The sequence below is a fragment of the Kaistella soli genome (genome assembly GCF_019038595.1).
Taxonomy (GTDB): Bacteria; Bacteroidota; Bacteroidia; order Flavobacteriales; family Weeksellaceae; genus Kaistella; species Kaistella soli.
This window is the reverse complement of the sequence record NZ_JAHOPF010000007.1, coordinates 30,353-42,898: the sequence shown is the minus strand read 5'-3', so window position 1 is coordinate 42,898 and position 12,546 is coordinate 30,353. Positions and strand designations below refer to the sequence as shown.

Sequence of the window (12,546 nt, the reverse complement as noted above, 5' to 3'; positions counted from 1 at the left end):
AATCATGGAAAACAAACTCATTAAGGTAAACCCTAAAGATAATGTGCTGGTTGCTTTGGCAGACGTGTCCCAGGGGGAAACTGTAAAATTTGAAGGAACTGATTTTACCGCGCAGACTCTTGTGAAAGCCAAACATAAAATGGCTGAAATAGACTTTGCACCCGGCGACAGCATCATGATGTACGGTGTTCTGGTGGGGAAAGCCTGCCTGCCGATCAAAAAGGGAGAAGTAATTACCACCGAAAACGTAAAACATCAAAGTGAAGAAGTTTCCGGTAAAAACGATACACTTGGGTGGAATATCCCTAATGTGGACCGCTGGAAAGACCGCACCTTTATGGGATATCACCGTGCTGACGGACAGGTTGGGACCAAAAATGTGTGGCTCTTTTTTCCGCTAGTTTTCTGTGAAAACAAGAATATCGAGAAGCTCAAAGAAATTTTTGAAAACGAACTACTGCCTAAAAAAGAAGATACCTATAAACGGTTTCTGCGTTCGCTGATTGAAGAAAAAAGCGTTGAAGAAGTTGCAGCAAAAGAACCGGACACCCATCTGCTTGACAATATTGAAGTGAAATTCATCAATCATCAGGGCGGATGCGGCGGTATCAGACAGGATTCTGAACTGCTTGCAAAACTGCTTGCAGGATATGTGAACAATCCGAACGTTGCGGGAGCTACCGTATTGAGTTTGGGCTGCCAGAATCTACAGATCGATATTTTCCGTGATGCGCTGAGGGAAATGAGTCCGGACAGCAACAAGGAAGTGCTTATTTATGAACAGCAGCAGATCGGGACGACCGATAAGATGTTCCAGATGGTGATTAAAGATTCGTTTGAAGCCATTAAACGCGCCAACCAGATCCAGAGACAGCCTGCACCGCTCTCCAAACTGAGCATTGGTCTGGAATGCGGGGGTTCCGACGGATTTTCCGGTATTTCGGCAAACCCTGCACTGGGTATAGTTTCGGATATTTTTGCAGCGCTTGGCGGAAAAACCATTTTAGCGGAGTTCCCTGAACTTTGCGGAGTAGAGCAGGAACTCATGAACCGATGTGTTGATGCGGAAAAAGCAGATAAATTCCTAAGTCTGATGAAAGCCTTTGAAAAATCGGTGGTGGACGCAGGTTCAGGATTTGATATGAATCCGTCCCCGGGAAATATCAAAGACGGACTGATTACTGATGCGATGAAATCTGCGGGAGCTGCCAAAAAAGGCGGAACAGCACCTATCGTTGATGTGCTCGATTACGGCGAATATATTTCAAAACCCGGACTGAATCTTTTAAATACCCCGGGAAATGACGCTGAATGCACCACCGGACTGGTAGGAGCGGGAGCAACTGTAGTTCTGTTTACAACCGGTTTAGGAAATCCGATGGGAAATCCGATTGCACCTGTAGTGAAAATTGCTTCAAACACCACTGTGGTTGAAAAAATGCCGGATATCATCGATATCAATGCCGGAACGGTAATCACCGGAGAAAAAACCATTCAGGAAGTGGGGGAAGAAATTGTAGATTATATCATCGACCTCGCCAGCGGACTGGTAGAAACCAAGGCCGATGTGCTGAAACAGGATGTCTTTATCCCGTGGAAACGCGGAGTTTCATTATAATTCAGGTTATATTTTTCATAAAAAATCCGTTTAAATTATTTAAACGGATTTTATTTTATGGGATGTTTTTATTGAATATTCTTAGTTGATTTTCTGAGGATCAGTTTCGGTTCCAGCACTACTTTTCTCTGAATGTTTCCGTCTTCCTCCCCGTTGCCTCCCTGTGTCAGATATACCCGGGCTGCGGTTTTACCCATTTCGAGAGGGAACTGGTCCACTGTAGTGATCGAAAGTTCGAGGAAATCGGTAAAAGGCTCATTTGCAAAACCGATCACAGAAACTTCATCCGGAACTTTAATGTTTCTGGCCTGCAGTTCCTGTATAGCACCCAGTGCAACAAAATCACTGGCAGAAAATATAGCGTCGGGCTTTTCCGGCAGGCTGAACAGGATGTCAACCGCTCTTTTACCCTCTTCAATGCTACTGTTAGTCTTTAAAACCCACTCTTTTCTGTAATCGATATTATGATCAGCCAATGCCTGCTGATAGCCTCTGTGACGCTCCCTGAAGATTTCAAGTTCGATAGGTCCGGAAACAATGTGTGCAATTTTTTTGCAACCGGTGTCAATAAGATGTTTGGTCGCGAGATATCCGCCCGCATAATCGTCAATGGTTACGGAACTTACATTGTCCATAATTTTGCGTCTGTCAAAGAAGATCAGCGGGATTTTACTGTCCAGTATTTTCTGCAGCGCTGCGGAGCTTTTACTGGAAGAAGATATGAAAATGGCGTCTACGTGGGAATCGATGAGCGTTTCAATGTTTTTTGCCTCCTGTTTTTCGTCATTATGACTCTGACAGATGATGATGCTGTAGCCCTTCACATTGAGTTCCTCTTCAAGACCACGGATCACGGATCCGAAAAAATTGGTATTGATTCTGGGGACAATTACCCCAATGTAGTTACTTTTACCGCTTTTGAGTGCCAGAGCCAGTTTGTTCTGTTTGTAATCCATTTCATTCGCCTTGGCAAGCACTTTATTTCGTGTTTTCTCGCTGATATTCGGATTCCCGTTCAGCGCTCTGGAAACCGTTGCAGCGGTGATATTCAGTTCTTTGGCGATGTCGTAAATAGTAACTTTATTATTCATTAAAATGAGTTTGGTTCAAAAAATAATCCCTGACCTTCAGCAACATACAATTTTACGACTTTTTTTTAAAGCAGCAGATGTTTTCTCCCGGAAGTATTGCGCAAAAGTAAATAAAAAAGATTTTTTATTTGGTAAATCTATGAATAAATTTATATATATTTGTAATCGATTACATTAATAATTTATGAATAATCTTATTAACAGCGTGAACAGTACTAAATCGCGGGCATCTATTTTGGTCCTTGCGGTTTCTGCATTAGCTTTTATCTACGGATGCGGAATCAAAAAAACACAGTCTGATGAGAATCTGGCCGTTGACCGCTTCCCGATGGAAAGAATGGTGCAGCTTGAAAAATCAATCAAAGAACCGAAATTCCGTAATGCAAGTTACAATATTCTGAATTTTGGTGCAATCGCGGACGGCAAAACAATGGCTACTGAAAGCATCAGAAAGGCAATTGTAGCCTGCTCTGAAAACGGAGGCGGAAAAGTGATTGTTCCGGCAGGTAAATTTTTGAGCGGACCGATCCATCTTGAAAACAATGTGAATCTTCATCTTGAAGAAGGTTCCGAGATTCTTTTCAGTACCAATCCGGATGATTTTTATCCTTTGGTTCACACTTCTTTTGAAGGAATGGAGCTGATGAACTATTCGCCGCTGATTTATGCCAATAACAAAAAAAACATTGCAGTTACCGGAAAAGGCACGCTTAACGGACAGGCCGGCAATGATAACTGGTGGACATGGAAAGGCAGCGCAGCCTACGGTTTTCAAAAGGGAATGCCCAGCCAGCTGGACGAGAATAATCTTCCCGCATTAATGGAAATGGCAGACAAAAATGTGCCGGTTTCCCAAAGGACTTTCGGGAACGGCAGATATCTTCGTCCCAACTTTATCGAGCCTTTCGAGTGTGAGAATGTATTGATTCAGGGAGTCACCATCATCAACGCCCCGTTCTGGATTCTTCATCCTATGAAAAGCAAAAATGTGATTGTTGACGGGGTGCATATTAAAAGTCACGGCCCGAACAATGACGGCTGCGATCCGGAATATTCACAGAATGTTCTGATTAAAAACTCAGTATTCAATACCGGAGACGACTGTATCGCCATTAAAGCAGGAAGAGATGAAGAGGGAAGAAGAGTTGGAATTATGACAGAAAATATCATCGTCAGAGACTGCAAAATGATCGACGGTCACGGCGGTGTTGTCATCGGAAGCGAAATGTCGGCAGGCGTGAAAAACGTATTTGTGTATAACAACCACATGGATTCACCGGAACTGGACCGAGCGATCCGCTTAAAAACAAATTCAGTAAGAGGAGGAACGGTAGACGGGCTCTATGTTAAGAATATCACGGTAGGAGAAGTAAAGGAAGCTGTTCTTCATATTACGATGAATTACAAAGACTATTCGAACCGTACCGGAAATGCCATTCCGCAGATCCGAAACATTCTCCTCGAAGACGTCACCGTAAAAAACGGCGGTAAATATGCCATTTTTGCGGAAGGTCTTGAAAACTCAAAGATTCAGAACATCACCTTTAAAAATGTCACCATCGACAAAGTGAAAGCAAATTTCAATGTAAAGTCTGTGGAGAATCTGAAACTCATCAATACAACAATCAACGGTGTGAAAACCGAATATATTCCGGACTATAAAAAATAATTATATGAAGAGAAATACAACCACAGTAACCTGCATTGCAGCCATGTTTTTTCTTGGAATCAACATGAGTGCACAGAAGAAAGTACAGGATACTGCTCTCAAAGAAAAGAAGATAGAAGAGGTGATCATGATCGGTTACGGTACTGCAAAGAAAGGTGATCTTACGGGTTCTGTCTCCAACCTGAAAGGTGCGGATCTGGTTAAAATTCCGGTTTCAAACGTGGCCGAAGCGCTTACCGGAAAAATTGCCGGTGTGAAAATCACCACGACTGAGGGTTCACCCGACTCCGAGGTAAGTATCCGGATCCGTGGGGGCGGTTCAATTACGCAGGACAGTTCACCACTTATTATTGTTGATGGTTTTCCGGTGAACAGCATGTCGGATATCTCACCTTCGGATATTGAAAGTTTAACCGTGCTGAAAGATGCCTCTTCTACTGCAATTTACGGTTCAAGAGGAGCTTACGGTGTAATTCTGATCACTACAAAAAGTGGTAAAACAGGAAAAATTCAAGTTAACTTTAATACTTACAGCGGTTTTAAAGAAAAAGCAAACAGGCTGGATGTGCTCTCGCCACTGGATTATGTGAAATGGCAATACGAATATGCCACACTGGACAATTCGATGGATAAGTATACCAAATATTTTGGACCCTACAGCCAAATCGGAAATTTTGCAGCCGCAACACCGATCGACTGGCAAAAAGAAATTTATGGCCGCACTGGTACAGTTTTAAGCAACGACATTTCCATTAGAGCAGGCAGCGAGAAAACGAGTTACAACATCAACCTGGCAAGATATGACGAAAACGCAATTATGCTCGGTTCTGATCTGAAAAGAGAAAATATTGCCTTTAACTTGAAAAGCAAACCGATGGATAAGTTAGATCTTTCGGTAACTTTGCGTCATTCCAACACCGTGATTCATGGGGGTGGAACCAATGAACAGAATGAATCTTCTTCCTCCGATTCCCGATTAAAAAACTCCGTATTGTATACACCATTTTACGTTCCGGGTTTAACGGTAGAAGATGCTGACGATACCGAAGATGACACGCTGATCAATCCCTACACTTCGGTTTCTGATAACGATCGTACACAGGAAAGAAGAAATTACAATATCCAGGGAAGCATCGGTTATAAGATCATTAAAAACCTTCAGTTTAAATCTGATCTCGGTGTAGATTTTACCCGCTACAAAGATGCACGCTTCTACGGAAAAGGAACGTATTACGTAAAAAACGTGCCGTTGGCAGCATTCCAGGGAATGCCGGCTTTGGTTACCAATAACCGAGAAGACCGCAGATTTAGAAACTCAAATACCTTGAGTTATGATTTCAAAGGGATGTTGAGTTCTGACCATAAACTTAATTTACTGCTCGGTCAGGAAATGATCCTTAGCCAAAGAACTACAGTTACAAATGTAGTTCATGGTTTCCCAAAATTCTTCACCTTTAATGATGCTCTGAATATTACTACACAGGGAATTCCGCAATCTGTTGGAAACGTAACCGATCCCGATGACCGTTTACTGTCTTTCTTTGGCCGTGTGAATTACGACTTCAAAAACAGGTATTTATTCACCGCTACTATGAGAGCCGATGGTTCCAGTAAATTTTCTACGGATAACAAATGGGGATACTTCCCTTCCCTTGCATTTGCCTGGAAAGCTAATGAAGAAAGTTTCCTGAAAGATGTAGCCTGGATGAATCTCCTGAAATTCCGGTTGAGCTACGGCGAAGCGGGGAACAACAACATTCCTGCAGGTCAGCAGATTCAAACATTTTCGAACTTGCCAAGCAGCTGGATCAATAATGTAACGAATTACTGGGCCGTCGATAAAATTCTCTATAATTCAGATCTTAGATGGGAAAATACCGTAACTCAGAACTTCGGTATCGACTTCGATTTATTCAAGGGTCGGATAAGCGGTTCGGTCGAGCTTTATAAAAATCTCACCAAAGACCTTCTAATTTTATTCCCATTGCCAGGTTCCGGTTACGACGGGCAATACCAAAACATTGGCGAAAACGAAAACAAAGGGATTGAAGCTTCCGTAAGTGTTGATGTACTTCGGAAAGGAGACACTACGGTGAACTTCTCTCTGAATGTTGGTGTAAACAGAAATAAAATTAATGATCTGGGACCTCTGGTTTCTCAATACTACCCGAGCGGCTGGAATCCCGCGATCGGCGCCGAATATCAGTTAAAAGTGGGCGAACCGATCGGACAGATTTATGGCTATCTCAATGATGGGAGGTATGAAGTTTCAGATTTTGATTACAACTCTACAACAGGTGCATATACGCTGAAAGCGGGTGTAGTGAATTCTTCTGTTATTGTAGGTGCGGTACGTCCGGGTTCCATGAAGCTCCGCGACTTGAATGGCGACGGGAAAGTTGATGCGTTAGACAGAACAATCATCGCTGATACCAATCCAAAATATTCCGGCGGTTTTAATTTAAACGCAACTTATAAGAATTTTGATTTTGGAGCAGCTTTTAACTTTACCGTTGGAAATGATATTTACAATGCCAATAAAATCGAAAATACAAGTTCAACTCCTTCCTCGCCAAACGGTCAGTTCCGGAATTTAACAACTGAGCAGATGGACGGTGTAAGATGGACGAATATTGATCCTAATACCGGTAGTTTAGTTACAGATCCTACTGCGCTTGCAGCCCTGAACGCGAACACCACCATGTGGTCCCCGTTTATGCAGCGGTTTGTCCTTACAGACTGGGCGATCGAAGATGGTTCGTTCCTCAGATTAAATACCTTAACGCTGGGATACAGCGTACCGCAGTCTTTCACCTCACAGATCGGTCTGTCGAAAATCAGGATTTACGCTACTGCCAACAACGTTTTTGTCTTAACCAAATATTCCGGTTTAGATCCTGAAGTTTCTACAAGAAGGAAAACAGCTTTAACTCCTGGTGTTGATTATTCGCCTTATCCAAAAAGCAGAATGTATGTTTTGGGATTAAATGTCAATTTCTAATTACTAAATTCAATTTAAAATGAAAAATTATTTAATAATATCAGGACTCGCGCTCACCTCTCTTTTTGCGTCCTGCTCCAATTTAGCCGATGATTTTCTCACCACGGAATCTCCCTCGTCTTTAGATGAAGCTAAGATCTTCTCTACGCCAGGTTTGGCAGCCGGTGCAGTGGACGGTGTAAAAATTCCTTTTGGTGACACCGAATCCTACCGCGGGCGTTTTTTGCCATGGTACGGTATGAATACCGATACGGAATGGTACAACTCTTCGGAATCTACCTCCAATGATAAAGCGGATTTGGCGACTTATGATGCAAAGCCGAACAACAGTGAAATGAACAAAGTTACTAATGTTTGGGCCACAGGAATGTATGCGGGGATTGAAAGAGCCAACATCTGTATTCGTGGTTTAAGAACTTATGGGAATCCAACTCCGGGTTCTGAACTGGGATATCTTCTGGGAGAATCTCTTACTTTACGCGCGGTTTATTATGCCGACCTTTTAAAAGCCTGGGGTGATGTTCCCGCAAGATTCGAACCGATCAGTCCGGAAACTGTTTACTTGCCAAAATCCAACAGAGATATTATTTACAAACAGATTATTGCAGATCTTGGCGAAGCTGAAACGCTGGTTCCCTGGCCCAATGGCAATGCTGCAACAGCCTCTGTTGAAAGAATTAATAAAGCTTTTGTAAAAGGACTGCGCGCACGACTGGCCTTGGCGGCTTCCGGATATCAGCAATATCCCGATGGTGTACGAAGAAGTAACGATCCAGAACTTTCCGTGCAGAAAATGTACACTTTGGCCTTGCAGGAAAGCAGGGATGTGATCAATAGCGGAACCGCAAAACTGGAACCGTCGTTTGAAGGACTTTGGAAAAAATACAATCAGGAAAATACCGCCGCTGGTGGAGAATCTCTTTGGGAAATCCCCTTCGGCGCAGGTAGAGGTAGAATGTTATTTACCTTCGCGGTTAACCATGCCAATGTGGACCAGTATCAGGCAAACGGTTCCAATAAAGGTGGACAGGGCGGTCCGCTCCCTACCGTTTTCTACAACTATGATGTGAAAGATCTTCGCAGAGATGTTACCTGCGTTCCGTACAAATGGGGAAACCCAAGTTCTACAGTGCTTACCAATGGTTTTCCTACGGCAAAACAGGAGTTAGGAGTTTTAAACCGCTGGTATTTTGGTAAATACAGATACGAGTGGATGAACAGAAGAGTAACTTCAACGAATGATGACGGTGTTAACAAAATGTATATGCGTTACGGTGAAGTCGTATTGATGGCCGCGGAAACAGCCAATGAACTCGAAGGTCCCGCTTCCGCTGCGGTTTATCTGAAGATGCTTCGCAAGCGTGCTTTCTCACCTGCAGATCAGGCGGTAAAAGTGGAGGCTTACGTAAATTCACTTTCCAGTAAAACTGCAATGTTTAATGCAATAGTAAAGGAACATGAATTTGAATTTACCGGTGAAATGGAAAGAAGACAGGCACTGATCCGCTGGAACCTTCTTGGTGCGAAAATGGCCGAAGCAAAACTCGCGATGACAGATCTGAAAAACAGAATTGGCGCTTATGCAGATGTTCCAAGTGTACTTTATTACAAATACGCCGCAGACAAAGAAACACTGATTATTTACGGACTGAACAGAGGGGAAACTTCAGATCCGGGTGCGGGCTGGCTGTCCGTGGACTGGACTGCACTTTCAGATTCCAAGATCGCTGCACTTTACAGAAAAAATCCGGATACCAGACAATTCTGGCCAATCTGGCAGGTATTTCTTGACGCAAGTAACAATACGCTCACCAATGACTATGGTTACTAGAAAATATTTATAAATCAGTATCAATTGCTGTCTGTTCTTACATTTCATAAGAATCAGACAGCAATTTTTTTTATACCAATCTCAAAAATATAATTATGAAAAAAAACTTCTACTTGTTCTTTCTCCTTTTCCCGGTGATGAGCGTTTTCGGACAGCTTACCGATGTATGGGATTTTGGAGGACAGCAGCTTGATGCTGCTCAGTACAACAATAGACTGAATGCCAACGTTATTAATTCCTGGTACAATCCGGTGATAACGCCCGGAAGTTCCAGTACAGCAAACGTCTTTCCTGCAAATTTTACAGCTGTAGACCTGGTTTGGACCGGCGGAAACAATGACAGATTAAGAACGACCAATACTGCTTTAACCCGATATGATGAAAATATCGCATCGGTTACCGGTTATAACGGGCGCCTTTATTGCAACGCTATCCCTACTGTTACCGCAGGGCAGCCGAACGCAAGATATTTTAAAATCAATCTTAATGAAGATGATGAAATTAAAGTGATTGCCCGAGGTGATACCGCCGGAAAGCTGACTTTCAGTTATGCATCCAATCCGGCTTCGCAAAGTGATAATGTGTCAACCACTGCTGCATCCGGTGCGGTAACAGAAGCTAATTTTGTTGCAAAAACTGCGGGGAATTATTTTATTTATGATGCACTGGCCAAAGCCAGTTTCTACAGGATTTACAGGAAAGCAGCGGTATATACCAGTGTTTCCGGAAACATAGATGTGAGTCAGGCCAGTGGGATTCCTGCGGGATATTCCCTGGTTTTCACCAATGTGGCTGGAAAAACCTGGAATGTTCCTGTGAATTCGAATGCTTATCAGATTAATCTGCCGGTCGGTTATTCCTATACCGTAAGTCTCGCCAATGCGAGCGGATATATTATCACGACAGGGGAAACATTCAGCACAGTGGGAGCGTCCTCAACATTCACGCATCTGATTTCGGTTTCGTCGGTAAGTTTGGCTGAAGTTAGCGGAAGTATTACCGGTTTAGGCGGTAACATTACCAATGCAGGATTAACGTTCACTCCGGATGCAGGAAGCGGAAGCATTTATGTTCCGAATCCTGTTATCAATACGGCAAATTCCACTTATTCGGTGCAGCTTGTTCCGGGGGTGCAGTATACCATTTCATCACAGGGAGTCAATGATTTTCAAATCACCAATAATATTATAACGGTAGCGGGTAATACGACATTTCCAATTAATTTCAGCCCCAAACCTCAATATTTGGTGAGTTTAAATGTTTCGGGTTTAAATCCCACACAGCAGAATGCACTGAATCTTAGTTTTACGAATATTAACGAAACGGGATACTCATACAGTTTTTCGGATCTTTCCAATATTAACCTCAGAAACGGTAAATACAGCATTTCGTTTTCGGGTTTGAATAATTTTCCCGTGGAACTTGCACTTGCTTCAAACCTGAATATCAACGGCGCTCCGGCGTCCAAAAATCTGGTTTTTAATCCGGTGAATGTGTGGTCTTTTGATGATCAGCAAGTTAATTCTGTTACCACTGTTTATTATAAAGGGATGCAGCTTAACGGACAGGTTACAACAGTGCCTGCATCCGGTCATTTAACGGCAAAACCAGGGGCGACGATCCTAGTTCCGGTAAATCCGGGACAGAAGGTGATTGTTTCCTATTATTACTCTGCTAACTTCTCGATCGAAGGCGGTGCGACTTATTCTACCGCTTCCAATTCAACATCCATAACGGAATGGGCTGAGTATGTTTATCCGGGATCCGTTCCCGGAAACGTGACCATCACCGTTGGCGGCGCTGCAGGATCTACTTCGTATTTCACTGAAATCCGTACCGTTCAGAATGTTGCGTATGCCTCTGAAATTACCGTAGGATCCGGGAAGCAGTTTCAAACCATTAATGCCGCTTTAAATGCTGTTTCCAATATGAGCAGAAATGATACCCAAAGAGTCACGGTACTGGTTGATCCGGGAAATTATGAAGAGATGCTTGTGGTATCTCAGCCGAATATCACCTTGAAAAATGCGGCCGGTTCTCCCGATACTGCCATTCTGAACAAAGGAACTGATATTTCACCCAATGCCGTGCGCATCACCTCTTATTACGGACATGGATATCATTATTATTCAATGGGCAGCAACCAGAAATGGAGTCAGGAAGTTCTTAATGTCAATAAAGAGAACGGAAGTTTTTCATACGCCAACGCTGGTTCCGGAACCACCAACGGTTCGTTCTGGAATGCCACAGTGGTCGTGAATGCAAAAGGATTCGAAGCTGACGGCATTATTTTCGAGAATTCATTCAACCAATATGTTTCAGCAAAAGAATCGCAGGATGTAGTGGTGCCGTGGACTTCAGGAAGTCCTGGTGCCAGACCGACGGATCTGAAAAACACTTCCGTTCAGAATAAATCCCTTGTAGAAAGAGCTGCTGCACTTGCTATCACCGGAAGCGGAGACCGCAGTTTCCTGAAAAACTGCAGAATTGTCGGACGTCAGGATTCGTTTTACGGAGCTCAGGGAGCGAGAGTCGCCCTGTACAAAGGTGATGTTATGGGTGCAGTTGATTTTATTTTCGGAGGAATGACGGCGGTGTTTTATCAGACCAATCTGGTGATGAACACGAGCGACCAGGGCAGCGATCTTTCTTATATTACCGCGCCACAGCAGACGTCAGGAAGAGGATACCTCATGTACAACTGTAAGGTTACCAGTGCTCAGCCTCTGGTTCAGACCGCGTCTGTTTACCGCTCGAAACCCGGTTATTTTGGACGTCCATGGGCTGCAAATACCAGTGAAGCCGTATTTTATAATACAACTGTTGAAGTGTCAGATTTCCCCGGATCTGTCGGAACTTCCCTTATTATGCCGCTTGGATGGCAAAATACCCTTGGCGGAACTTCGTCCGGAATGTATGAATACGGGACCACTGAAGTTTCCGGAGTGAATAATTCAGGAAACCGGGCTGCCTGGGCAACATTTTTGACGCTGCCACAACTTACTGACGGAACCGCGATTACCACCCTGAATTTCACCAAAGGGAATGACGGCTGGGATCCGTTTTCCGAAACTGTTTTGGGAAGCGCTTCAGTGAAACCTGTTTTGGATACCAGGGTTTTTTCCGTCAGAAACACCGTATATATTGATGATGTTAAAAACACCACTGCCGTAAAAGTATATGCAGTGAACGGCTCCTTAATGAGGTCTTTTGCTGTTTCATCGGACAGTAGTTTTGAACTACCGGCAGGAATTTGGCTGATCCACCTTCAGAATTCAAAAGGAACAAAGTCGGTAAAACTGAGAACTGATTAATAATTAAATAAATATAAGCAGA

General features: G+C 43.4%; 6 protein-coding genes. 5 read left to right on the top strand and 1 reads right to left on the bottom strand.

The genetic code is table 11. The annotated features are described in order from the left end of the window. Positions 1–4: 4 nt before the first annotated feature. A complete protein-coding gene (locus KSK37_RS12940) occupies positions 5–1,618 on the top strand; it encodes a UxaA family hydrolase (protein ID WP_217201962.1) in 1,614 nt (537 codons plus the stop codon). Positions 1,619–1,686: 68 nt separating this feature from the next. Here KSK37_RS12940 and KSK37_RS12935 read toward each other — a convergent pair whose 3' ends face one another. Next, positions 1,687–2,709, bottom strand: a complete 1,023-nt coding sequence (locus KSK37_RS12935) for a LacI family DNA-binding transcriptional regulator (RefSeq protein ID WP_217201961.1) — start codon at positions 2,707–2,709, stop codon at positions 1,687–1,689. Between the two features lie 184 nt (positions 2,710–2,893). Here KSK37_RS12935 and KSK37_RS12930 point away from each other — a divergent pair, with 184 nt between their 5' ends. From KSK37_RS12930 to KSK37_RS12915, 4 genes are all read left to right on the top strand, one after another. Further along, positions 2,894–4,378 (top strand): glycoside hydrolase family 28 protein, encoded by a 1,485-nt coding sequence (locus KSK37_RS12930; protein ID WP_217201960.1) that lies wholly within the window; start codon positions 2,894–2,896, stop codon positions 4,376–4,378. A gap of 4 nt (positions 4,379–4,382) precedes the next feature. After that, a complete protein-coding gene (locus tag KSK37_RS12925) occupies positions 4,383–7,379 on the top strand; it encodes a SusC/RagA family TonB-linked outer membrane protein (RefSeq protein WP_217201959.1) in 2,997 nt (998 codons plus the stop codon). Positions 7,380–7,398: 19 nt separating this feature from the next. Further along, entirely contained in the window at positions 7,399–9,210 is a 1,812-nt protein-coding gene (locus KSK37_RS12920) for a RagB/SusD family nutrient uptake outer membrane protein (RefSeq protein ID WP_217201958.1), read from the top strand. Between the two features lie 95 nt (positions 9,211–9,305). Further along, positions 9,306–12,524, top strand: coding sequence for a pectinesterase family protein (locus KSK37_RS12915; RefSeq protein ID WP_217201957.1), 3,219 nt, complete (start codon positions 9,306–9,308; stop codon positions 12,522–12,524). The last annotated feature ends 22 nt before the right edge of the window (positions 12,525–12,546 follow it).

Bases quoted from the DNA above. Each gene is read 5' to 3' on its own strand.
- KSK37_RS12920 (WP_217201958.1), top strand. From the start codon at position 7,399: ATGAAAAATTATTTAATAATATCAGGACTCGCGCTCACCTCTCTTTTT.
- KSK37_RS12940 (WP_217201962.1), top strand. From the start codon at position 5: ATGGAAAACAAACTCATTAAGGTAAACCCTAAAGATAATGTGCTGGTT.
- KSK37_RS12930 (WP_217201960.1), top strand. From the start codon at position 2,894: ATGAATAATCTTATTAACAGCGTGAACAGTACTAAATCGCGGGCATCT.
- KSK37_RS12935 (WP_217201961.1), bottom strand. From the start codon at position 2,709: ATGAATAATAAAGTTACTATTTACGACATCGCCAAAGAACTGAATATC.
- KSK37_RS12915 (WP_217201957.1), top strand. From the start codon at position 9,306: ATGAAAAAAAACTTCTACTTGTTCTTTCTCCTTTTCCCGGTGATGAGC.
- KSK37_RS12925 (WP_217201959.1), top strand. From the start codon at position 4,383: ATGAAGAGAAATACAACCACAGTAACCTGCATTGCAGCCATGTTTTTT.